The following is a 22629-nucleotide window of genomic DNA, read 5'->3' as shown; positions in this document are numbered from 1 at the left end:
GATGAACCTTCGCGACCGCGCCAGCCAGGCACTGCGTTTCGACGACCTCGAAGGTCGCTTCGACCCGTGGCTGCTGACCGTGGTCGTGACGCTCGCGTCGATCGGCGTGGTGATGGTGGCGTCGAGTTCGATGCCTTATGCGCTGAGCAACGGTGTCGGCGCGTTCTACTACTTCAACCGCCACCTGATGTTCCTGGCCGGCGGCATCGTGTTGGCCTTGTTGGCGATGCGCACCGAAATGAAGCAGGTCGAACAGCACAGTCACCTGTTCCTCGCGCTGTGCTTCGTGCTCCTGCTGGCGGTTCTGGTGCCCGGCATCGGACACACGGTCAACGGCGCGCGCCGCTGGATCAACCTGGGCGTCTCGAACTTCCAGGCCGTGGAGGCGGTGAAGCTGATGTTCATCGTCTGGCTGGCCAGCTACCTCGTTCGTTTCCGCGACGAGATCGGCAACAGCTGGAAGACCCTGCTCAAGCCGCTGATCCTGGCCGGCGCCCTGGTCGGCCTGCTGCTGATCCAGCCGGACTTCGGATCGGCCATGCTGATCCTCGCCGTGACCGGCGGCATGGTCTGGCTCGGCGGCGCCCGCATTCGCAACCTGGCCTTGCCGGCGCTGGCGGGCATGATCGCGATGTCCTTCATCGTGCTGCTCGAACCCTATCGCGTACGCCGCCTGATCTCGTTCAGCAATCCGTTCGAAGACGCGTTCGGCAGCGGCTATCAGCTGGTGCAGGCGCTGATCGCCATCGGTCGCGGCGAAAGCACGGGCGTCGGTCTCGGCGGTTCCATCCTGAAGCTCGACTACCTGCCGGAAGCGCATACCGACTTCATCTTCTCGGTGACGGCCGAGGAGTTCGGCTTCCTCGGCGTTTGCGTCATTGTCGCCTTGTTCGCGCTGTTCGCCTGGCGGGCCTTGCGCATCGGCTGGCGCTGCATCGGCATGCGCCGGCATTTCAGCGGCTACTGCGCGTTCGGCATCGGCCTGTGGATCAGCCTGCAGGCGGTCGTGTCGATGGGCGTTAATCTCGGCGTACTGCCGACCAAGGGCCTGACCTTGCCGCTGATCTCGTCGGGCGGTTCCAGCATCCTGATGACCTGCGCCGCCATGGGCGTGTTGCTGCGCATCAGCTACGAGCTCGATCGCGCCGAACTGCGGGCCGCTCGTTTGCGCGGCGGTGCCTTGCCGATGGAGTCGGTGGGCGAGGAGGACCTCGAACCATCGCCGCAGACGGCGAACTATCGCCACGATGCCGTCGCGACGCCGCCGTTGCGCGAGCCGCGCGCGCGCGTCGAACCGAAGTTGGGAGCGCAGCGATGAGCGCGGCCCGGAACGCACCCGTGATGATCCTGGCAGGCGGTACCGGTGGCCACATCTTCCCCGGCTTGGCGGTGGCGAATGCCCTGCGCGCGCGCGACGCCGCGGTCCTGTGGTTGGGTGCGGATGGCGGCATGGAAACGCGGTTGGTGCCGGCGCACGATCTGCCGATCCGCACGATCGCGGTGCGTGGACTGCGCGGCAAGGGTTTCGCCAGCACGCTGGCGGCGCCGCTCGTGCTCTTGCGCTCGCTCTGGCAAGCCTGGTCGGTGTTGCGTCGCGAAAAGCCGCGCGCCGTCGTTAGCTTCGGCGGTTATGCCGCCGGCCCCGGCGGGCTGGCGGCCTGGTTGCTGCGTCGTCCTCTTATCGTGCACGAACAGAATCGCGCTCCCGGCATGACCAATCGTGTGCTGGCGCGTTTGGCGCGGCGCGTGCTTTGCGGCTTCCCAGACAGTTTCCCGCGCGTGAAGAACGAGACCGTCGGCAATCCCGTGCGCGCGGAAATCTCCGCGCTGCCCGCTCCGGCCGAACGCTTCGCCGGACGCGCAGGCGCGATCCGCCTGCTGGTGCTCGGCGGCAGCCAGGGCGCGCGCGCAATCAACGAATCGGTTCCGAAAGTGATCGCCGCGATGCAGTCGCAGCATCCGTTCGAAATCCGGCATCAGTGCGGCGAGAAGATGCTGGAGCAGGCCCGGGAGGCCTATGCGAACGCCGGCGTGCAGGCCAGCGTCGAACCCTTCATCACCGACATGGCCGCTGCTTACGGCTGGGCCGACCTGGTGATCGGGCGTGCGGGCGCGCTGACGATCGCCGAGCTCTGTGCGGCTGGCGTCGGCAGCATCCTGATTCCGTTCCCGGGGGCGGTCGACGACCACCAGGCCCGCAATGCGGACTTCCTGAAAGAGCGCGGCGGCGGCGACTGGCTGCGCCAGGACGGCGCGATGGATGTCGAGCTTCGCGGCCGGCTGCAGCCGCTGGTGGGCAATCGTGCGCAACTGCTGCGGTTGGCCGAAGCGGCACGGGCCGCGGCATTTCCCCAGGCGGCGCAACGCGTCGCCGACATCGTGATGCAGGAGGCCCGTCCATGATGCAGCGACGCCTGAAGGAAACCGGCGACCTGGCTCGCGCGTTCCCGCGCGTGCATTTCATCGGCATCGGCGGCGCCGGCATGAGCGGTATCGCCGAAGTGATGGTCACGCTCGGCTACCAGGTTTCCGGTTCCGACCAGAACGATTCGGCCGTGACGCGTCGCCTGGCGCAACTCGGCGCCAAAGTGCACCAGGGCCACGCCGCCTCCCATGTCGGCGACGCCGACGTCGTGGTGATCTCCAGCGCCATCAAGGCCGACAATCCGGAACTGGTGGCGGCGCAGCGCGAGCGCATCCCGGTGGTGCCGCGCGCCGAAATGCTGGCCGAACTGATGCGCTTCAAGCGCGGCATCGCCATCGCCGGCACGCACGGCAAGACGACCACCACCTCGCTGACCGCGAGCGTGCTGAAGGAGGGCGGGCTCGACCCGACGTTCGTGATCGGCGGTCAGCTGCTGTCGGCGGGCGCCAACGCCAAGCTGGGCAGCGGTCAGTGGCTGGTGGGCGAAGCGGACGAGAGCGACGGCAGCTTCCTGCGCCTGAATCCGCTGATCGCCGTCGTCACCAACATCGATGCCGACCATCTCGAGAACTACGGCGGCGATTTCAATCGCGTGAAGGCGGCCTTCTCCGAGTTCCTGCACCGCTTGCCGTTCTACGGCCTGGCCGTGCTGTGCGTCGACGACGCGGAAGTGGCGGCGTTGGCCGAACAGATGCCGCGCCATCTGATGCGCTACGGCTTCGCCGAAACGGCCGACGTGCGTGCGACCGACGTGACGCAGGACGGCAATGTCATGCAGTTCGTACTGCATTTGCCCGAGAGCGAACCGCATACGGTGCGCCTGAACCTGCCGGGTCGGCACAACGTGCAGAACGCGCTGGCCGCCGCCGCGATCGGCTGGCAGCTCGGCGTGTCGAACGAAGCGATCGCCAGCGCATTGGAGAAGTTCCAGGGCATCGGCCGCCGTTTCAACCTGAAGGGCGAGCTCTCGTTCGCGGGTACGTCCGGTCGTGGCAGCGTGCTGCTCGTCGACGACTATGGTCATCACCCACGCGAGCTGGAAGCGGTCTTCGCTGCGGCTCGCGGTGGCTGGCCGTCGCGCCGGCTGGTGGTGGCCTTCCAGCCGCATCGCTATAGCCGCACGCGCGATCTGTTCGACGATTTCGCCGCGGTGCTGTCGGGCTGCGACGCGGTCGTGCTCACCGAGGTCTACGCCGCCGGCGAAACCCCGATCGCGGGTGCCGACGCCAAATCGCTCGCGCGGGCGATACGCGCGCGCGGACGCATCGATCCGGTCGTCGTCGCCTCCACGCGCGAGCTGCCGGAACTGCTGCCCGACGTACTGCAGGACGGCGATCTGCTGCTGATGATGGGCGCCGGCGACATCGGCTATGTCGCGGCAGAAATCGCCGCCAAAGGATTCGAAGGAGCCAAGAAAGCATGAGCAGCGCATTCCGCAAGGTTTCCGACCCGCGCCAGTTCGGCCGCGTGGCCGTGTTGCTGGGCGGTACGAGCTCCGAGCGCGAAGTTTCCCTGAACTCGGGCGCCAACGTGCTCGACGCGCTGCGCGCGCGCGGCATCGACGCCCACCCGGTCGACGGCATTCCCGCCCTGATCGAAGCACTGGCCGCGAAGAAGTTCGATCGCGTCTTCAACATCCTGCACGGCAACAAGGGCGGCGGCGAAGACGGCGTGTTGCAAGGCCTGTTGGAAGCGCTCGGCGTGCCCTGCACGGGCTCGGGCGTGCTCGGCACGGCCTTGGCCATGGACAAGATCCGCAGCAAGCAGGTCTGGTTGAGCCTCGGCTTGTCGACGCCGCGTTACGCGCGCCTTTCGCCTGGACAGGATGTGCATGCGGCCGCTCGCTCGCTCGGCCTGCCGGTGATCGTGAAGCCGGCCTGCGAAGGTTCGAGCGTCGGCGTCAGTCGGGTCTTCAACGACGCCGATCTCGATGCGGCGGTCGAGCTGGCCGCGCGCTATCCCGGCGAACTGCTGGTAGAGCAGCTGATCGAAGGGCAGGAGCTAACCGTCGGCATCCTCGGCGACCAGGCCTTGCCGTCGATCCGCATCGTGCCGCCCGGCGAGTATTACGACTACCACGCGAAATACGTCAGCGACGACACCCAGTACCTGTGTCCGGGACTGGAAGGCGACGCCGAGGCGGAAATCCGCGCGCTGGCGTACGCCGCGTTCCAGGCCGTCGGCTGCAGCGGCTGGAGCCGCGTCGACGTCATGCGCGACAAGGCCGGCAAGTTCTATCTTCTCGAAGTCAACACGGCGCCGGGCATGACCAGTCATTCGCTGGTACCGAAAGCGGCGCGCGAGGTCGGCATCGATTTCGAGACCCTGTGCTGGCGGATACTGGAAACCAGCTTCAAGTCCGATGCGGGCGACGAGGTGGCGCACGGATGAGAGCGCTTCTTCGCATCGCCGCCTGGGTGTTCGCGATCGGCCTGGTCGCGTTTCCCGCGATCGCCGTCGTGAATGGCTGGATCGGCGGTGCGCGCTGGCCGATGCGTCACCTGGCGGTGACCGCCAAGTTCGAGCAGGTCAGCGACGCGCAAGTGCGCGCGGTGGTCATGCCTTACGTCAAGCGCGGCTTCTTCGCGGTCGACCTCGAATCGATCCGCACCAAGCTCGCGGCACTGCCCTGGGTACGCAAGGTCGAAGTGCGCAAGCGTTGGCCCGATCGTCTCGAAGTCACGCTGGACGAGTACCGGCCGTTGGCGCGCTGGGGCAAGGAACGCATGTTGTCGGAGAACGGCGAGCTGTTTCCGGCGCCGGCGCTCGTCTCCCCGGCCTTGCCGGTGTTCGAAGGCGCCGACGAGCGCGCCAGCGAAATGATGTCGTTCTACAGCCAGGCGCGCCCGCTCTTCCTGGCGATCGGACTGCAGGTCAATCGGGTGAACCTCTCCGCGCGCGGCAGCTGGAGCCTGGCCCTGTCTGATGGCACAGAAGTCGAAGTCGGCCGTGGCGAAACGCAGGCCCGCCTGCAGCGGTTCGCGCGCATGCTGCCGCGCCTGCGCCAGACCGACCCGCGGCCATTGCTGCGCGCCGATCTTCGCTACACCAATGGATTCGCCTTGACCTGGGGTGCCGCAGCCGCTCCGGACAAGGCCACGCAAACGCAGCAACAGGCGAGAACATGAACCGCAAAGGCGACAAATCGCTGATCGTCGGCCTCGACATCGGCACCTCCAAGATCACCGCCCTGGTGGGCGAATACGCGCCCGGTCACGAGATCGAAGTGATCGGCATCGGTTCGCACGAATCGCGCGGCATGAAGCGCGGCGTCGTCGTCGACATCGAATCGACGGTGCAATCGATCCAGCGCGCGATCGAGGAGGCCGAATTGATGGCCGGCTGCGAGATCCGTTCGGTCTACGCCAGCATTTCCGGCAGCCACACGCAGTGCCGCAATTCGCCCGGCATCGTGCCGGTGGCGGGCGGGGAAGTGACCTACGGCGATCTCGACCGCGTGCTGGAGGCGGCCAAGGCGGTCGCGGTGCCGGCCGATCAGCGCATCCTGCACGCGATTCCGCAGGAGTACATCGTCGACAACTCGCAGGAAGGCATCCGCAATCCCGTCGGCATGTCCGGTGTCCGCCTCGAAGTGCGCGCGCACCTGGTGACCGGCGCGTTGTCCGCTGCCGCGAATATCAGCAAGTGCGTCAATCGTTGCGGCCTGCAGGTGGACGACCTGATCCTGGGTTCGATCGCGTCCAGTACGGCGGTGCTGACCGGCGACGAGAAGGAGCTCGGCGTCGTGCTGGTCGATATCGGCGCCGGCACCACCGACATCGCGGTATTCGTGCAGGGCGCGATCCGCCACACGGCCTCGCTGCCTATCGCCGGCGATCAGGTCACCAACGACATCGCGCATCTGCTGCGTACGCCGACGCCGGAAGCCGAGCAGATCAAGGTGCGCTACGCCTGCGCCCTGGCACAGTTGGCCACGGCGGAAGAATCCATCCAGGTGCCGAGCGTGGGCGATCGCCCGCCGCGTCGCCTCGCGCGCCAGGCGCTGGCCGAGGCCGTGCAGAACCGCTACGAGGAAATCTTCGAGATGGTGCAGGCCGAACTGCGCCGCTCCGGGTTCGAGGAACTCGTGCGAGCCGGCCTGGTGCTGACCGGCGGCGCCGCGCGCATGGAAGGCGTGATCGAACTGGCCGAGGAAATGCTGCACATGCCGGTGCGCGTCGGCATTCCGCAGCACGTCACCGGACTCGGCGAGGTCGTCGGCAACCCGGTGCATGCCACCGGCGTCGGCCTGCTGCTCTGGGGTAGCCAGATCGAGCATCCGCATCGCCCGCGTATCAACGCCGGCAAGGCGGGAACGGTTTTTGGAAAGCTGCGGACATGGTTCCGCGGCGAGTTTTGAGTCACGGCAACAGCGATAACAAGAAAACACACATACACAGAACGAGGACACGGACATGGCACATTTCGAACTGGTAGAGAAGCTGGCCCCCAATGCGGTAATCAAGGTTTTCGGCGTCGGCGGCGGTGGCGGCAACGCGGTCGCGCACATGGTCAACGCGGGCGTCGAGGGCGTGGAGTTCGTCACCGCGAACACCGACTCGCAGGCGATCAAGCAGTGTGGCGCCAAGTTGCAGCTGCAACTCGGCGGCAACGTCACCAAGGGTCTCGGCGCCGGCGCCAACCCGGAAGTCGGCCGCCAGGCCGCGCTCGAGGATCGCGAACGCATCCTGGAAGCGCTCGACGGCGCCGACATGGTGTTCATCACCGCCGGCATGGGCGGCGGCACGGGCACCGGCGCGGCGCCGGTCGTGGCGCAGCTGGCGAAGGAGCGCGGCATCCTTACGGTCGCGGTCGTGACCAAGCCGTTCCCGTTCGAAGGCCGTCGCCGCATGCAGGTGGCGCTGAAGGGCATCGAGGAACTGGCGAACCATTGCGACTCGCTGATCACGATCCCGAACGAAAAACTCATCACCGTGCTTGGCCGCGACGCGACGATGGTGCAGGCCTTCCGCGCCGCCAACGACGTGTTGCTCGGCGCCGTGCAGGGCATTGCCGACCTGATCGTGCGCCCCGGCCTGATCAACGTCGACTTCGCCGACGTGCGCACCGTGATGTCGGAGATGGGTCTGGCCATGATGGGCAGCGGCTCGGCACGCGGCGACGATCGTGCGCAGGCGGCGGCCGAAGCGGCCATCAGCAATCCGCTGCTCGACGAGGTCAACCTCGCCGGCGCCAACGGCGTCCTGGTCAACATCACGGCGGGTCCGGATTTCACCATGCGCGAGTTCGACGAAGTCGGCCGCACGATCGAAGAGTTCGCCTCGGAAGACGCGACGGTCGTCATCGGCACTGTGCTCGATCCGGACATGGCCGACGAAGTGCGCGTGACGGTCGTCGCGACCGGGCTGAATCGCCAGGCGCAGCGCCAGCCGGTCCGCAACGGCGACCGCGACTCGCTGCGCGAGCCGATGCGGCAGCCGGTCAAGCTGGTCCGCAACGCCACCACGGGCTTGGCCGATTTCGACGCGATGGCGAATGCGTCTTCCTCGTCGATGGCTGGCAACAACCTGGGTCTGCGCGCCAGCCGCGGCGCCGAACCGTCGGCCCCGGCGACTGCCCTCGACAACGACAGCAGCTACCTCGACATCCCGGCCTTCCTGCGCCGGCAGGCCGACTGAGCCGTGTCACGCGCGGCCACCTCTGGGTTCAAGGGCCCGGTCGGCCGGCTGCGCTCGCTTTATCCCCGGCCTGGATGGCTGGGGCTGGTGTCACGTCCCCTTTGCCCGCCGGCACTGCCGGCGGGATTTTTCAGTTGGGGCAGGAACTTGTCCGGGCGGGGATTGTCCGAATGGAGCTTCCGGATGCCCGTTCTGAGACGCAGTGTTCCCTTCCTGCGGGGGCGTTCAGGGAGGGGTGTGGTATCCTTATTCGTTAATGTTTTGTGTCCTCTGTCCAGGGGAACGGCAAATTTATGATCAGACAGCGCACGTTGAAGAACGTGATCCGCGCCACCGGCGTGGGCTTGCATAGCGGTGAGAAGGTCTACATGACCCTGCGTCCGGCTGCGCCGGATACGGGCATCGTATTCCGTCGTACCGACTTCACGCCGGCCGTCGAGATCAAGGCCCGCGCCGAACTGGTCGGCGACACCAGCCTGTGCACCGCGCTCGTCCAAGGCGAAGCCCAGGTCAAGACTGTCGAACACCTCATGTCCGCCTTCGCTGGACTGGGCATCGACAACGCTTACATCGACCTGTCCACGGCCGAAGTGCCGATCATGGACGGCTCGGCCGGCCCCTTCGTGTTCCTGCTGCAATCGGCGGGTATCGAGGAGCAGAACATGGCCAAGCGTTTCATCCGCATCAAGAAGACGGTGCAGGTGGAAGACGGCGACAAATGGGCCCGTTTCGAGCCGCACGATGGGTTCAAGGTCGGTTTCACCATCGACTTCAAGCATCCGCAGTTCAGCAAGGCCACCTCCAGCGCCGAGATCGATTTCTCCTCGACCTCCTTCGTCAAGGAAGTCAGCCGCGCGCGCACCTTCGGCTTCATGAAGGACATCGAATACCTGCGCGAGCGCAACCTGGCGCTGGGCGGTTCGATGGACAACGCGATCGTGCTCGACGATTACCGCGTGCTCAACGACGACGGCCTGCGTTACGACGACGAGTTCGTGCGCCACAAGATCCTCGACGCGATCGGCGACATCTACTTGATGGGCCATGCCCTGATCGGCGCGTTCTACGGCTACAAGTCGGGCCATGCGCTCAACAACAAGCTGGCCCGCGCCCTGCTGGCCCAGACCGAGTGCTGGGAGTACGCCAGCTTCGAGGACGAGTCCGTCCTGTCCCCCACCGCGCCTACGGTGGTCATCCGGCCCGTTCCGGCCCGCTGAAGCCTGGCCGGAAACGGCGTCAAATCGGGTCAAAACTGAACCGTGGCCGGTTCATTGGCCGTTTTGCGTGGCCGATCACGCGCTTTTCACCTGAATTAACCCGGATTTAACGGCCGGGGCGAATTCCTGCGGCAGAATGCCCCCTCACCGAGTTTCAGGCAAGGACGCCAGTTTCAAGAGTTGGGCCCGGAGTTCCGGGTCGCCCACGGACTGGGCGGTCGTGCGCAATGATTCGCGTACGGCTTGCGAAAGGGGTTTGCCAGCGGTTTCACCCGGGGAGATCGGGGTCGCGGGTACCACTTTGACGACCAGCGTGCGGGCCGGCAGGCCAGCCGCGGCAGCCGCGTCCAGCAGGATGTCGGCCGAAAGCCGCAGCTTGCTCTTCCAGATCGGCGCGCTGACCAAAAAAACCAGCTTGTCCTTATCCACGTTCGCCAGGCGACATTGCCCGGCCAGCGCGGCGGGCAGGCTCTGGCGCAGCAAGGCATCGAGCCGGTCCAACCACTGGGCGCGTTCGATGACCGAACCGAGTTCGCCACCCGCCACGGCCTGCAAGGCGTCGGGAGGAGAACCGGGAGCGGCGCCACGATCCTGAGAGTGAGTACGTTTCGACATGCTGAATGTCATCATCGTATCGAAATTCCTGCGCGCCCCCCAGAAACTGGCGCTGCACGAACCGAAAGTAGCCGCTTCCGCCGCGGCAGTCGCGATCGCCATCCTGGGCCTGAGCTTCGGCGCCGGTTTCGCGGCGCGGGGCGCCAATGGCGCCGCCAAGTCCGAGATCGCGCAGCTGCGCAGCGATCTCGGCACCCAGCAGGCGGCGCTGAAGGAAGCGCGCGAGAACGCGCAGATCGAAATCAACGCCATCGCCGCGCGCGTCGGCGAGCTGCAGGCCCAGGCCAATCGTCTGAACGCGCTCGGCGAGCGCCTGACCCGCAGCGGCAAGCTCAATGACGGCGAGTTCGATTTCGAACGCACGCCCGGCATGGGCGGTAACGAAACCGTCAGCGACGCGCCGGCGGGCGACCTGCTGAAGGACCTGAATGAGCTGCAGGCCCAGTTCGACGCTTCCGGCCGTCAGCTCTCGGTGCTCGAATCGATGCTGTACAACCAGCAGCTCGAGCGCCAGTCGGTTCCCTCGCAGCGCCCTTCCAACGGCTATATCACTTCCGGCTTCGGCACGCGCTCCGACCCCTTCTCCGGCGGCCGCGCGCACCATCTGGGCATCGATTTCGACGCTAACACCGGCGACCCGGTTCGTTCCGCGGCCGGCGGCGTCGTCAGCTATGCCGGCGTCAAGACCGGTTACGGCAATGTGGTCGAGATCGACCACGGCAATGGTTACAGCACCCTGTACGGTCACAATTCGCGTCTGCTGGTTCGCGTTGGCGATCTGGTCCGCTCCGGTCAGGAAATCGCCAAGGCCGGTTCCACCGGCCGCTCCACCGGTCCGCACGTGCATTTTGAAGTGCACCAGAACGGCCGCCCGGTCAATCCGCGCCCCTTCCTGGACAAGATCGGCGGCTGAGCTTGATATCTCGGGGCCCGTCCCCAAGTTAAACTAGGCGGCCCTCCGCGAGGAGGGCCGTTCTCGTTTCTGCGCCCGGCCATCGCGCGCGCTCCCTCCCAATCCTGACCGGCTTTCCCATGCTCAACAGCTTGCTTACCCGTCTTTTCGGCAGCCGCAACGAACGCCTGCTGCGGCAGTTCCAGAAGTCCGTCGCCCGCATCAATGCATTCGAGCCGCAGTTGGAGAAGCTCGACGATGAGGCGCTGAAAGCCAAGACCGAGGAATTCAAGCGCCGGATCGCCGATGGCACCAGCCTGGACGAACTGTTGCCGGAGGCATTCGCGGTTTGCCGCGAAGCGTCGCGCCGCGTGCTCGGCCTGCGCCATTACGACGTGCAGCTGATCGGCGGCATGGTGCTGCATTCGGGACGCATCTCGGAAATGCGCACCGGCGAGGGCAAGACCCTGGTGGCGACCTTGCCGGTCTATCTCAACGCGCTGTCCGGCAAGGGCGTGCACGTGGTGACCGTCAACGACTATCTCGCCAAGCGCGACGCCGCCTGGATGGGACGTTTGTACAACTGGCTGGGCCTGAGCGTGGGCGTGGTCTACCCGGGCATGCCGCATTCCGACAAGAAGGGCGCCTACGGCGCCGACATCACCTACGGAACGAACAACGAATACGGTTTCGACTACCTGCGCGACAACATGGCGCTGGCCAAGGAAGACCGTTTCCAGCGCGGCCTGAATTTCGCCATCGTCGACGAAGTCGACTCGATCCTGATCGACGAGGCGCGCACGCCGCTGATCATCTCGGGTCCGTCCGACGAGTCGCAGGACCTTTACCTGCGCGTGAACCAGATCGTGCCCCGCCTGACCAGGCAGGAGAGGGAAGACGGCGACGGCGACTTCTGGGTCGACGAGAAGCAGAAGCAGGTTCACCTGTCCGAAGCCGGCATGGAGCACGCCGAGCGCCTTTTGCGCCAGGACGGCCTGGTGGCCGAGGACGACAGCCTGTACAGCGCCAACAATCTCGCGGTCGTGCACCACCTCAACGCGGCCCTGCGCGCGCACGCGCTTTACCAGCGCGATGTGGACTACATCGTGCGCGACGGGCAGGTCATCATCGTCGACGAATTCACCGGCCGTACCCTGCCGGGTCGCCGTTGGTCGGACGGCCTGCACCAGGCGGTCGAAGCCAAGGAAGGCGTGCGCATCGAACGCGAGAACCAGACGCTGGCCTCGATCACGTTCCAGAACTACTTCCGCATGTATTCGAAGCTGGCCGGCATGACCGGTACCGCCGACACCGAAGCCTACGAATTCCAGCAGATCTACGGCCTGGAAGTAGTGGTGATCCCGACCCATCGCCCGATGGTTCGCAAGGACAGCGCCGACCTCGTTTATCTGAGCAAGCCCGCCAAGTTCCGCGCCGTCATCGAGGACATCAAGGATTGCTACGCGCGCGGCCAGCCCGTGCTGGTCGGCACCACTTCGATCGAGACTTCCGAACTGCTGGCCGACCAACTGGGCGCCGCCAACATTCCGCACGAAGTGCTCAACGCCAAGCAGCACGAGCGCGAGGCGCATATCGTCGCCCAGGCTGGCCGCAGCAAGGCGGTTACCATCGCCACCAACATGGCTGGTCGCGGTACCGACATCGTTCTCGGCGGTTCGCTGGAAGCCGAACTGCACGCCTTGGGCGAAGGCGCGTCCGAACTGGAGAAGGCGCGGGTCAAGGCCGAATGGCAGAAGCGCCACGACGAGGTCCTGGCCGCCGGCGGCCTGCACATCATCGGCACCGAGCGACACGAATCCCGCCGCATCGACAACCAGCTGCGCGGCCGTTCGGGTCGCCAGGGCGACCAGGGTTCCTCGCGTTTCTACCTGTCGCTCGAAGACAACCTGATGCGCATCTTCGCCGCCGAATGGGTGCAGACCGCGATGCGCAAGATGGGCATGAAGGAGGACGAGGTCATCGAGTCGGGCCTGGTCACCAAGCAGATCCAGAACGCGCAGCGCAAGGTCGAAGCGCACAACTTCGACATCCGCAAGAACCTGCTCGATTTCGACGACGTCGCCAACGACCAGCGCAAGGTGGTCTACCAGCAGCGCAACGAGTTGCTCGAGTCCGAGTCGGTGCAGGACGTCGTGGCGGCCATCCGCGAGGACGTGATTTCCGAGCTGTCGCGCCGCTACGTCCCGGAAAACTCGATCGACGATCAATGGGATCTCGACGGCCTGCAGCGTGCGCTCGAGGACGAGTACGGCATCGTCGAGGACCTGAAGAAGCTGCATTCGGAACGCGAAGAGCTCGACGACGCGGCCCTGGTCGCGCACGTGCTGGCAACGGCGGAGCGCCACTATGCGGCCCGCGAAGAGCAACTGACGCCGGAGATCATGCGCCACCTGGAAAAGCACCTGATGCTGAATGTGCTCGACCAGAGCTGGAAGGAGCATCTGGCGCGCATGGACTACCTGCGCCAGGGCATCCATCTGCGCGGCTTCGCCCAGAAGCAGCCGAAGCAGGAGTACAAGCGCGAGAGCTTCGAGCTGTTCTCGGAGATGCTCGAGAAGGTCAAGCGCGAAGTGATCAACCTGCTGGCCCGCGTGCGCATCCGCAGCGAGGAAGAAGTCGCAGAAATGGAAGCGGCCGAGCGTCAGCGCCTGCAGGCGCAGTCCAATCGCATGCAGTTCCAGCATCCCGAAACCGGCGGCTTCGGCGCCGACGAGGAAGCCGCGCAAGCGCAGGCGTTGGCGGCGATGGGCGAGGGCGTGCTGACGCGGACGAACGGGCCGAAGGTCGGTCGCAACGATCCTTGTCCCTGCGGTAGCGGCAAGAAATTCAAGCAGTGCCACGGTCAACTGGCCTGACCGCGGCGGATTGAAGCAGTGACCGAGCACGGCATCCCTGCCTCGCCGAGTCACCCAGCCCTCCGCATCCTGCGGGCGTTCGGCCCGGCACGCGATGCGATCCAACGCATCGCGTGAGTAGCCGGGACCCCATCCACGTGGTCGCCGGCGTCATCGCGGATGCGCGCGGACGCATCCTGCTGGCGCGACGCACGGCCGGGCGCGATCTTGCCGGCGCCTGGGAATTCCCCGGCGGAAAACTGGAGGCGGGCGAAGCGCCGCTGGCCGCGCTCGACCGCGAGCTGCACGAAGAACTCGGCATCCGCGTATTGGCCGCCGAGCCGTTGCTGGCGGTACCGCAGCAGTATCCGACCAAGCGCATCGTCCTCGATGTCTGGCGCGTGACGCGCTTCAGCGGAAAGCCGCATGGTCGCGAGAAGCAGGCCCTGGCCTGGTCGCCCCCCGAAAAACTGCATACCTATCCGATGCCATCCGCGGACCGGCCGGTGGTGTCGGCACTGACCGAGCCGGATCGCTACCTGATCACACCGGAGCCGGGCAGCGATACGCGCGCGTTCCTGCGCGGCATCGAAAAGGCCATCGAAGGCGGCATCCGACGGATCCAGTTGCGCGCGCGCGAACTGGCGCCGGATCGCCTGTCATCGCTCGCGGAACAAGTCCGGTCGCGGTGCCGCGAACACGACGTCGAGCTGCTGCTCAACGGCGATATCGAACTGGCGCACAAACTAGGTTGCGGCGTGCACCTGCGCAGCTCGCAGCTCGCCTCGCTCGCCGCAAGGCCCCTGCCGGTCGATCTTCCCGTCGCGGCTTCCTGCCACGATGTCGAGGAACTGCGTCGGGCCGAAGCACTCGATGTCGATTTCGCCGTACTCGGACCTGTCGCACGCACGCCGACGCACAAGGAACGCGAGCCGATCGGCTGGAGTGGTTTCGCCAGCCTGCGCGAATCGGTCTCCTTGCCGATCTATGCGTTGGGCGGGCTCAAGCCGGGCGAGGTGGCGATCGCGCGCCGGCATGGGGCCCAGGGCATCGCGGCGATACGCGGCCTGTGGTCGCGCGCCTGAGCGCGTTCAAGTTTGCGCGACGGCGAGTTGCCGATAGCGTCGATCCAGTCGTTCGACGATAGCCTCCAGTGCGTCGCGTGAGCCGTCGTTGACGATCACATCGTCGGCGATCGTCAGTCGATCGAGTCGACTGGCCTGGGCAGCGATCATGCTGTCGGCCAGGGCCTCGTCGATGCCATCGCGTTCGAGCAGGCGTCGCCGCTGCAACGAGGTCGGCACATCCACCAGCAGGATGCGCTGTAGCCATGGATACGAGGAACGCCCGCCGCCTTCCGCCAGGAGCGGGATGGCAGCCAGCGCATACGGCCCACCGGCCTCCCGGCAAAGATCGCGCAGGCGCTGCCGGATGCGCGGATGGGTGATGGCCTCGAGCTCGCGCTTGGCGGCGGCGTCGGAAAAAATGATCTCGCGCAGTCGCGACCTGTCCAGTTGTCCGTCCGCCTTCAGGACGCCGTCGCCGAAGCGTGCGCGGATCTGGTCGAGGGCGGTTTCGCCGGGTTCGACGATTTCGCGTGCGACGATGTCGGCGTCGGCCACCGCGATGCCATGCGACTGGAACAGCGCGCAAATCGCCGACTTGCCCGCGGCGACGCCCCCGGTGACGGCGACGACGAAGCCGGCCATTCAGTGCGGCACGGCCCAGCGCAGGTACAGGCCGAGCAGGTCAACACCGAGGAAGAACTGAATCCAGCCCGCGATCGCCAGATAGGGACCGAAAGGAATGCGCGTCGCGCGATCGCGCCCCTTGATCAGCAGCCAGGCCGAACCGATGATCGCGCCGACCAGCGACGAGATCAGCAGGATCGGCAGGATCGCCTTGATGCCGCACCAGGCGCCGAGTGCCGCCAGCAGCTTGAAGTCGCCCGCCCCCATGCCTTCCTTGCCCGTCACCAGCTTGAACAGCCAGTACACGCTCCACAGGCTCAGGTATCCGGCGACGGCGCCGAGGATCGCCGAGACAGGATCGACGAAAACGCCGAACAGGCTGGCTAGCAGTCCCAGCCAGAGCAGGGGTTGCGTGAGCTGATCGGGAAGCAACTGCGTGCGCAGGTCGATGCCCGACAGCGCGACCAGCGCGGCCGAGAAGACCAGGCCGAGCCCCGCCTGCAAGCCGAAGCCGAAACGCCAGAGGCAGGCGGCGAACAAGAGGCCGGTCAGCAATTCGACGGCGGGGTATTGCCAGCTGATCGGAGTCTTGCAACCGCGGCAGCGGCCGCGCAGGGCGATGAAACTCAACAGCGGAACGTTCTCCCACGGCGCCAGCTTGTGCCCGCATTGCGGGCAATGCGACGACTCCACGACGATGCCGGCGGGCGCCGGCTCGTATGGCTCGTTCAGGCCGAGCAACTCGCGACTGTCGCGTTTCCACTCCCATTCCAGCCGCTTGGGCAGGCGCAGGATCACGACATTGAGGAAGCTGCCGATCAGCAGACCGAAAAACAAGGCGGCCAGGATGGCCGCCTTGGGGTGAAGCACGAAGTAATCGAGCATGCGATCAGACGGTCGCGGCCAGCTTGAAGATGGGCAGGTACATGGCGATCACCATGCTGCCGACCAGACCGCCGATGATGACCATGATGAACGGTTCGAGCAGGCTGGCCAGGGCGTCCACGGCGTTGTTCACTTCCTGCTCGTAGAACTCGGCGACCTTGAACAGCATGGTGTCGAGCGCACCGGCTTCTTCGCCGATCGAAGTCATCTGGATGACCATGTGCGGGAACAGGTCCACCTGTTTCATCGACATGTTCAACGAATAGCCCACGGCCACGTCTTCACGGATGCGCTTGACCGCCTGGTTGTAGACGATGCTGCCGGTGGCGCCGCTGGTGATTTCCAGCGCTTCGACCAGGGGCACGCCGGCCTTGAAGGTCAGGGCGAGGGTACGGGCAAAGCGGGCGATGGCGGACTGATGGAGAATCTGCCCGATCACCGGCAGCTTCAGCATGAAGCGATCGGTGAGGTGCTGGACTTTCTCGGATCGCTTGTACGCGCCGATGAAAACCACGACCGTGGCTATCGCCACGAACAGCACCAGCCACCAGTACTTCACCATGAATTCCGAGGCATTCACGTACATCATCGTGAACGCGGGGAGTTCGGCGCCGAAGTTGTCGAACACCGCCTTGAACTGCGGGATGACGAAGATCAGCAAGATAGCAGACACGATGATGGCGATGGCCATGACGCCCGCCGGGTAGAAGAGCGCCTTCTTGATCTTGCCCTTCAGCGCTTCGATGCGTTCCTTGTAGGTGGCCAGCGTATCGAGCACGGTATCCAGCACGCCGGCGCCTTCGCCGGCGCGGACCAGGTTGCGGTACAGCTCGTCGAACTGCACCGGATGCTTGCCGAGCGATTCGTACAGCGACATGCCGCCGGAGATCGAGTTGCGGATGTCCTCCAGCATGTCCTTCATGCGCTGGTTCTTCTGGCCGCCCGACAGGATCTCGAAGCTCTGCACCATCGGCACGCCCGAGGCGAGCATCGTGGCGATCTGGCGGCTGAAGATGGTGATTTCCAGCGCCGAGATGCGCGAGCCGGCCTTGCCGAAGAGCGGCTTGGGTTTCGGCTTGACGATCGTGGGATTGATGCCCTGCTTGCGCAGTTCGGCCTTGACCAGATTGGCGCTCTTGGCCGAAATCTCGCCCTTGATCTTGGTGCCACGCTTGTCCGTTCCCTGCCAGATGAAGACTTCGAACGGATTCGAGCGGGCGGCGATGGTCGCGGCGTTGCGGGCGGCAGCGGCTTTGGTGGTAGCCATGGCTTAGTCCTTGGTGACGCGGTTGATTTCCGCCAGGCTGGTGACGCCGTTTCGGGCCTTCAGCAGTGCGGATTGGCGCAAGTCGTTGATGCCGGACCGTTTGGCGGCGTCGGCGATCTGCAGGGCGTTGCCGCCCTCGAGGATGATCTTCTGGATCTCTTCCGTCATCGGCATCACCTGATAGATGCCGACGCGGCCCTTGTACCCGTCATTGCAATCGGAGCAGCCGACCGGCTCGTAGATCTTCATGCCGTTCTTGATGTCCGCGTCCGTATAACCTTCGGCCAGCAGGGCGGCGGCGGGCAACTGGACTTCACGCTTGCAGTCGTGCAAGCGGCGGGCGAGGCGCTGGGCGATGACGATGGTCACCGAGCTGGTGATGTTGTAGGGCGCGATGCCCATGTTCATCAGGCGCGATATGGTCTGCGGCGCGTCGTTCGTATGCAGGGTGGAGAGCACAAGGTGGCCGGTTTGCGCCGCCTTCACCGCGATCTCGGCCGTTTCCAGGTCGCGGATCTCGCCGACCATGATCACGTCCGGATCCTGTCGCAGGAAGGAACGCAGGGCGACCGCGAAGGTCATGCCCTTCTTGATGTTCATCTGGACCTGGTTGATGCCCATCACGCGGATTTCCACCGGGTCTTCGGCGGTGGAGATATTGCGTTCCTCGGTGTTGAGGATGTTCAGGCCGGTATACAACGAGACCGTCTTGCCCGAACCGGTCGGACCGGTCACCAGGATCATGCCGTACGGCTTGGCGAGGGCATCGAGGTAGAGCTGCTTCTGGTAGTCCTCGTAACCGAGCTTGTCGATGCCGAGTTTCGCGGCCGAACCGTCCAGCAGTCGCAGCACGATTTTTTCGCCGAACAGCGTCGGGCAGGTGCTGACGCGGAAGTCCATTTGTTTGGTCTTCGACAGGTTCAGCTTGATGCGGCCGTCCTGCGGCACGCGCTTTTCCGCGATATCCAGCTGCGCCATGACCTTCAGGCGCGCGGAAATGCGCGGATGCAGCTTGATGGGGGCTTTCGCCACGGCGCGCAGGATGCCGTCCAGGCGCAGGCGCACGCGGAAGTCGTTCTCGTACGGCTCGAAGTGGATATCCGAGGCGCCGCGCTTGATCGCATCGAGCAATACCTTGTTGACGAACTTCACGACCGGGGTGTCGTCGCCCTTGGCTTCGACGCCGGTGCTGTCGGCCATCTCGTCGTCGCCGCCGCTGGACTCGAGGTTCTCGAGACCTTCGTCGTCGCCCATGTCCTTGGTGATGTCCTCGCCCGCGACGAGAGTCTGGTCGATGGCCCGGCGCAGGCGATCTTCGTCCACCAGGATCGGTTCGACGGTGACGTTGGCGGCGAACTTGATCTCGTCCAGCGCCCGCGTATTGGTCGGGTCGGCGATGGCGACGTACAGGCGGTTGCCGCGCTTGAGCAGCGGCAGGGCCTGGTGCTTGGTGATCAGGTCTTCGCTGATGAGCTTGTGCGCGGAGAAACGCAGGTCCATCGCCGAGGGGTCGAACAGCGGGATGCCGAACTCGGTCGAATTGGCCGCCGCGATATGCGAGGAGTTGATCAGGCGCTGTTCGAGCAGGTAGACATGCGCCTGCTTCTTGGCCTTGGTCGCTTCCTCCAGGGCCTTGCGCGCGTCTTCCTCGCTCAGGACGCCGTCGATGACCAAGCGTCGGGTGAGTCCGGTGATTCCTGCCAGGTTGGCGGTAGCCGCATTCATAGCCATTTCCCCAGTCGCACTAGGACTTTACCGCAAATTCCTCAGCCCGCGTAGCACCAGCCGGGCCCGGCTGACCGGGGCCCGGCCTTCAGGGTAATCTGTCCCCTGATTTTCGGGGAGCGGAAATGCGTATTTCATTGATTCTCCCGGCAAAGAACGAGGCGGAGGGGCTGCGTCGGACACTGCCGGGACTGCGGGAACTGCTACCCGAAGCCGAATTGATCGTCGTGGACGACGGCAGTACCGACGAAACGGCTGCGGTGGCCCGGGACCATGGGGCCCGGGTGCTGTCCTCCCCTTATTCGATGGGTAACGGCGCCGCCATCAAGCGGGGTGCGCGCGCCGCCCAGGGCGAAATCCTGATGTTCCTGGATGCCGATGGGCAACATGGCGCGGCCGCCATCCCGGAACTGCTGGCGAAGCTGGAGAACGGCTTCGACATGGCCGTCGGTGCCCGCGGCTGGGATGGTCAGGCCAGCGTGGGACGCGGTCTGGCCAACGGTCTGTACAACCGGGTCGCGAGTTGGATGACCGGGCACCGCGTGGCGGACCTGACCTCGGGCTTCCGTGCCGTGCGGGCGGCCAAGTTCAAAGAATTCCTGCATCTGTTGCCGAACGGGTTCTCGTATCCCACCACGATCACGATGGCTTTCTTCCGCAGCGCCTATCCGGTGGCCTACGTGCCCATCCCGGTCGCCAAGCGGCTGGGCATGAGCCATATCCGCCCGCTTCGCGACGGCGTCCGATTCCTGTTGATCATCTTCAAGATCGCGACGCTCTACTCGCCGATGAAACTGTTCGTGCCGACCGCGGCCGTGTTCGGCTTGCTGGGACTGGGCAACTACGCCTATACGTACATCACCGAGCATCGGTTCACCAACATGAGCGCGCTGATGTTCAGCGCGGCGGCCATCGTCTTCCTGATCGGCCTGATTTCCGAACAGATCACGGCGTTGACTTACCGACGCCATGACTGAAGCGCCGCCGGAGGGCAGGCCCCGGTTACTGGTGCTGACCTCGACCTATCCGCGCTGGAAGGGCGACCCCGAGCCGGGTTTCGTGCACGAGTTGTCGCGACGCCTGGCGTCGAGCTTCGACGTAACGGTGCTTGCGCCGCATGCTGCGGGGGCTTCCGTCGAAGAAACGTTGGACGGCGTGCATGTGCAGCGTTTCCGCTACGCGCCGGTGCGCTGGGAAACGCTGGTCAACGATGGCGGCATCGTCGCGAATCTCAAGCGACATCCCGTCAAGTACTTGCTGCTCCCATTCTTTTTCCTGGGGCAGGCGCTGGCTGCCTGGCGTCTGGTCCGGCGTTGGCGGCCGCAGGTCGCGCATGCGCACTGGTTGGTGCCGCAGGGCTTCCTCGCCGGCTTGCTGCGGCGTTTCGCCGGTGGCCCGCCGTTCCTGGTGACATCGCACGGAGCCGATCTGTATGCGCTGCGCTCCGCGCCCCTGCCCGCGATCAAGCGATGGGTGGCGCGCGAGGCGACGGGCCTGACCGTGGTCAGCCACGCGATGAAGGACGAACTCGCGCGTATCGGCATCGATCCCGCGCGCGCGCAGGTGCAATCCATGGGCGTCGACCTGAAGGGCGGGTTCACGCCGGACCCGGACTGCGCGCGCGACGAAGAATCCCTGCTGTTCGTCGGCCGGCTGGTCGAAAAGAAAGGGCTCCGCCATCTCATCGACGCGATGCCGCTGATGCTGGCGCAGCGACCTGCGCTCACGTTGCGCGTGGCTGGCTTCGGTCCGGAGGAGCCGGCCCTGCGCGCGCAGGTCGCCGCTTTGGAGCTGGCCGGAAACGTGCAGTTCCTCGGCGCCATGCCGCAGGCGGAACTGCCGGCGCTGTATCGCCGCGCGACCCTGTTCGTCGCCCCCTTCGTGGAAGCGGCCTCGGGCGACCAGGAAGGGCTCGGCCTGGTCATGATCGAGGCGGCGGGTTGCGGCTGCCCGGTCATCGCCAGCGACCTGCCTGCGGTTCGCGACGTGCTCGAAGAGCGCGTCGCGCCCGGCGATGCCGCTGCGTTGGCGGAGGGCATCCTCGGATTCCTCGAACAGGACGTGGATGCGAGGCGACGCAAGGCCGAGATCCTCAGGCAGCGGCTGCTGCACCGCTTCGACTGGCATCATGTCGCCGATGGTTACGCCGACGCGTTGACGCGGGCCATGACGGCGGGAGCGCGATGATGGTGACAGGGGAGGCCGTGGCGGTCGCAGGAGGGCGCATTTGAAGCTGGACAAATCCAATCCGCGGCACTGGTGGTGGCTGCTGCGCTTCGGCTGTTGCGTGCTGATTGCGCGTCTTCTGCGCCCCTTCTTCCGGCGTTCGCGCGAACCCTCCGTCGTGGTGCTGTACGGGCATCGGCTCACCGGCAATCTTCTGGCGATCCGACGCGAACTGGCGCGCGGTGGCGCCGGCGACATTGACGCCACTTACCTGACCATGGACCGCGACTACGCCGCCGTGCTCGAAGCGGCGGGGGAAAAGGTTTGCCGGGCCGGCACGTACGCCAGTCTGCGCCTGATGCTGCGCGCGCGCGCCATCGTCAGCGATCACGGCCTGCATGTGATGGTCTGGTTGCTGGGCAGCGGCGATCTGCGCTTCTTCGACGTCTGGCATGGCATTCCGTTCAAGGGATTCGACGGCGAGGACTTCCGCGTGCAGCGCCGCTACGACGAAGCCTGGGTGGCATCGCCATACCACCGAGAGTTGTACGAACGGAAGTTCGATTTCCAACCGTCGCGCTTGCGCATTACCGGCTATGCGCGTACCGACGAGCTGACGGGTCAGCCGCTGGATCGCGAGGCCTTGTTGCGCGAGTTTGGCCTCGAGCGCTACCGCGGCCGCCCGCTCGTCCTGTTCGCGCCGACCTGGAAGCAGGATTCCGGCGACCGCAGCCTGTTTCCCTTCGACTTGTCCGGGCAGGAGTTCATGCAGCGGCTCGTCGAGGTTTGCGCGGCCAAGGACGCCGTGGTGCTGTTCCGTTGCCATCTCAACAGCGACGGCACGCTCGATGCGATGTTCGCCGCCAGCGACGTCGTGCAGGTGCCGTTCGGGCGCTTCCCCGACACCGAACGCCTCTTGCAACTGGCGGACGTCCTGATCTGCGACTGGTCGTCGATCGCGTTCGATTACCTGTTGCTGGAACGGCCGACGATCTTCCTCGAGGTGCCGCCGCCGTTCCGCAAGGGCTTCTCGCTCGGGCCCGAGCATCGTTTCGGCGCGGTCGTCGGCGACATGCCGCGATTGCTGGACGAGTTGGCCTTGGCGCTCGCGGGTGGGCCGGCCTACATGCAGGAATGGTTGCCAGCCTATCGTCGCGAACGGGAACGCATCTACGGCGACTTCGCCGACGGGAAGTCGTCGGCGCGTTGCGTCGACGCCCTGCGCGAAGCGCTACGGAAACGGGGCGAGTGA

The 22629-nt window shown here is 65.7% G+C and carries 18 protein-coding genes and 1 pseudogene; 14 read left to right on the top strand and 5 right to left on the bottom strand.

Translation table 11 applies throughout. The annotated features are described in order from the left end of the window. The first annotated feature begins 1 nt into the window (after position 1). From ftsW to lpxC, 8 genes and pseudogenes are all read left to right on the top strand, one after another. On the top strand, positions 2–1318 hold the full coding sequence (gene ftsW, locus QM707_RS08545) for a putative lipid II flippase FtsW (RefSeq protein WP_415001428.1): 1317 nt from the start codon (positions 2–4) through the stop codon (positions 1316–1318). Then, a pseudogene (murG, locus tag QM707_RS08540) lies at positions 1315–2394 on the top strand (undecaprenyldiphospho-muramoylpentapeptide beta-N-acetylglucosaminyltransferase); the annotation flags it as partial. The gene ftsW and the pseudogene murG, both read left to right, overlap by 4 nt. An 8-nt stretch (positions 2395–2402) precedes the next feature. Continuing rightward, complete coding sequence (murC, locus tag QM707_RS08535; RefSeq protein WP_415001829.1) at positions 2403–3848, top strand: UDP-N-acetylmuramate--L-alanine ligase; 1446 nt, start codon at positions 2403–2405, stop codon at positions 3846–3848. Then, complete coding sequence (locus QM707_RS08530) at positions 3845–4816, top strand: D-alanine--D-alanine ligase (RefSeq protein ID WP_415001427.1); 972 nt, start codon at positions 3845–3847, stop codon at positions 4814–4816. Before murC ends, QM707_RS08530 begins: the two co-directional genes overlap by 4 nt. Continuing rightward, positions 4813–5553, top strand: coding sequence for a cell division protein FtsQ/DivIB (locus QM707_RS08525; RefSeq protein WP_415001426.1), 741 nt, complete (start codon positions 4813–4815; stop codon positions 5551–5553). Before QM707_RS08530 ends, QM707_RS08525 begins: the two co-directional genes overlap by 4 nt. After that, positions 5550–6785, top strand: coding sequence for a cell division protein FtsA (gene ftsA / locus QM707_RS08520; protein WP_415001425.1), 1236 nt, complete (start codon positions 5550–5552; stop codon positions 6783–6785). Before QM707_RS08525 ends, ftsA begins: the two co-directional genes overlap by 4 nt. A 55-nt stretch (positions 6786–6840) precedes the next feature. Beyond that, on the top strand, positions 6841–8064 hold the full coding sequence (ftsZ, locus tag QM707_RS08515) for a cell division protein FtsZ (RefSeq protein ID WP_415001424.1): 1224 nt from the start codon (positions 6841–6843) through the stop codon (positions 8062–8064). Between the two features lie 293 nt (positions 8065–8357). Further along, the gene (gene lpxC, locus QM707_RS08510) at positions 8358–9281 is read left to right on the top strand and encodes a UDP-3-O-acyl-N-acetylglucosamine deacetylase (RefSeq protein WP_415001423.1); all 924 of its coding nucleotides are present in this window, start codon (positions 8358–8360) and stop codon (positions 9279–9281) included. Positions 9282–9425: 144 nt separating this feature from the next. On the opposite strand, the gene QM707_RS08505 is transcribed toward lpxC, so the two are convergent. After that, the gene (locus QM707_RS08505; RefSeq protein WP_415001422.1) at positions 9426–9896 is read right to left on the bottom strand and encodes a DciA family protein; all 471 of its coding nucleotides are present in this window, start codon (positions 9894–9896) and stop codon (positions 9426–9428) included. Between QM707_RS08505 and QM707_RS08500 the strand changes: the two genes are divergently transcribed. From QM707_RS08500 to QM707_RS08490, 3 genes are all read left to right on the top strand, one after another. Beyond that, the gene (locus QM707_RS08500) at positions 9895–10809 is read left to right on the top strand and encodes a M23 family metallopeptidase (RefSeq protein WP_415001421.1); all 915 of its coding nucleotides are present in this window, start codon (positions 9895–9897) and stop codon (positions 10807–10809) included. The genes QM707_RS08505 and QM707_RS08500 overlap by 2 nt on opposite strands. 119 nt (positions 10810–10928) lie before the next feature. Continuing rightward, entirely contained in the window at positions 10929–13664 is a 2736-nt protein-coding gene (gene secA, locus QM707_RS08495) for a preprotein translocase subunit SecA (protein WP_415001420.1), read from the top strand. 113 nt (positions 13665–13777) lie between these two features. Next, positions 13778–14728, top strand: a complete 951-nt coding sequence (locus QM707_RS08490) for a Nudix family hydrolase (protein ID WP_415001419.1) — start codon at positions 13778–13780, stop codon at positions 14726–14728. Between the two features lie 6 nt (positions 14729–14734). Here the strand turns inward: QM707_RS08490 and coaE are convergent, their stop codons facing one another. From coaE to pilB, 4 genes are read right to left on the bottom strand one after another with little or no spacing between them, the layout of a single operon-like run. Continuing rightward, positions 14735–15352: a dephospho-CoA kinase gene (coaE, locus tag QM707_RS08485; protein WP_415001418.1), complete on the bottom strand. Its 618-nt coding sequence runs from the start codon at positions 15350–15352 to the stop codon at positions 14735–14737. Then, a complete protein-coding gene (locus QM707_RS08480; RefSeq protein ID WP_415001417.1) occupies positions 15353–16219 on the bottom strand; it encodes a prepilin peptidase in 867 nt (288 codons plus the stop codon). A gap of 4 nt (positions 16220–16223) precedes the next feature. Next, complete coding sequence (locus QM707_RS08475; RefSeq protein ID WP_415001416.1) at positions 16224–17486, bottom strand: type II secretion system F family protein; 1263 nt, start codon at positions 17484–17486, stop codon at positions 16224–16226. Between the two features lie 3 nt (positions 17487–17489). After that, positions 17490–19211, bottom strand: coding sequence for a type IV-A pilus assembly ATPase PilB (pilB, locus tag QM707_RS08470; protein ID WP_415001415.1), 1722 nt, complete (start codon positions 19209–19211; stop codon positions 17490–17492). Between the two features lie 125 nt (positions 19212–19336). Between pilB and QM707_RS08465 the strand changes: the two genes are divergently transcribed. The 3 genes from QM707_RS08465 to QM707_RS08455 are packed head-to-tail and all read left to right on the top strand — an operon-like array spanning position 19337 to position 22629. Then, entirely contained in the window at positions 19337–20188 is an 852-nt protein-coding gene (locus QM707_RS08465) for a glycosyltransferase family 2 protein (protein WP_415001414.1), read from the top strand. Next, on the top strand, positions 20181–21398 hold the full coding sequence (locus tag QM707_RS08460) for a glycosyltransferase (RefSeq protein ID WP_415001413.1): 1218 nt from the start codon (positions 20181–20183) through the stop codon (positions 21396–21398). The genes QM707_RS08465 and QM707_RS08460 overlap by 8 nt, the downstream gene beginning before the upstream one ends. A gap of 40 nt (positions 21399–21438) precedes the next feature. Continuing rightward, complete coding sequence (locus QM707_RS08455; protein ID WP_415001412.1) at positions 21439–22629, top strand: CDP-glycerol glycerophosphotransferase family protein; 1191 nt, start codon at positions 21439–21441, stop codon at positions 22627–22629.

The sequence above is a fragment of the Arenimonas sp. genome, from assembly GCF_047602345.1.
Classification (GTDB): domain Bacteria; phylum Pseudomonadota; class Gammaproteobacteria; order Xanthomonadales; family Xanthomonadaceae; genus Arenimonas.
The sequence above is the reverse complement of the archived record's forward strand: the minus strand, read 5'-3'. Positions and strand labels throughout refer to the sequence as shown.

Bases quoted from the DNA above. Each gene is read 5' to 3' on its own strand.
- ftsW (WP_415001428.1), top strand. From the start codon at position 2: ATGAACCTTCGCGACCGCGCCAGCCAGGCACTGCGTTTCGACGACCTC.
- murC (WP_415001829.1), top strand. From the start codon at position 2,403: ATGCAGCGACGCCTGAAGGAAACCGGCGACCTGGCTCGCGCGTTCCCG.
- QM707_RS08530 (WP_415001427.1), top strand. From the start codon at position 3,845: ATGAGCAGCGCATTCCGCAAGGTTTCCGACCCGCGCCAGTTCGGCCGC.
- QM707_RS08525 (WP_415001426.1), top strand. From the start codon at position 4,813: ATGAGAGCGCTTCTTCGCATCGCCGCCTGGGTGTTCGCGATCGGCCTG.
- ftsA (WP_415001425.1), top strand. From the start codon at position 5,550: ATGAACCGCAAAGGCGACAAATCGCTGATCGTCGGCCTCGACATCGGC.
- ftsZ (WP_415001424.1), top strand. From the start codon at position 6,841: ATGGCACATTTCGAACTGGTAGAGAAGCTGGCCCCCAATGCGGTAATC.
- lpxC (WP_415001423.1), top strand. From the start codon at position 8,358: ATGATCAGACAGCGCACGTTGAAGAACGTGATCCGCGCCACCGGCGTG.
- QM707_RS08500 (WP_415001421.1), top strand. From the start codon at position 9,895: ATGCTGAATGTCATCATCGTATCGAAATTCCTGCGCGCCCCCCAGAAA.
- QM707_RS08505 (WP_415001422.1), bottom strand. From the start codon at position 9,896: ATGTCGAAACGTACTCACTCTCAGGATCGTGGCGCCGCTCCCGGTTCT.
- secA (WP_415001420.1), top strand. From the start codon at position 10,929: ATGCTCAACAGCTTGCTTACCCGTCTTTTCGGCAGCCGCAACGAACGC.
- coaE (WP_415001418.1), bottom strand. From the start codon at position 15,352: ATGGCCGGCTTCGTCGTCGCCGTCACCGGGGGCGTCGCCGCGGGCAAG.
- QM707_RS08480 (WP_415001417.1), bottom strand. From the start codon at position 16,219: ATGCTCGATTACTTCGTGCTTCACCCCAAGGCGGCCATCCTGGCCGCC.
- QM707_RS08475 (WP_415001416.1), bottom strand. From the start codon at position 17,486: ATGGCTACCACCAAAGCCGCTGCCGCCCGCAACGCCGCGACCATCGCC.
- pilB (WP_415001415.1), bottom strand. From the start codon at position 19,211: ATGAATGCGGCTACCGCCAACCTGGCAGGAATCACCGGACTCACCCGA.
- QM707_RS08465 (WP_415001414.1), top strand. From the start codon at position 19,337: ATGCGTATTTCATTGATTCTCCCGGCAAAGAACGAGGCGGAGGGGCTG.
- QM707_RS08460 (WP_415001413.1), top strand. From the start codon at position 20,181: ATGACTGAAGCGCCGCCGGAGGGCAGGCCCCGGTTACTGGTGCTGACC.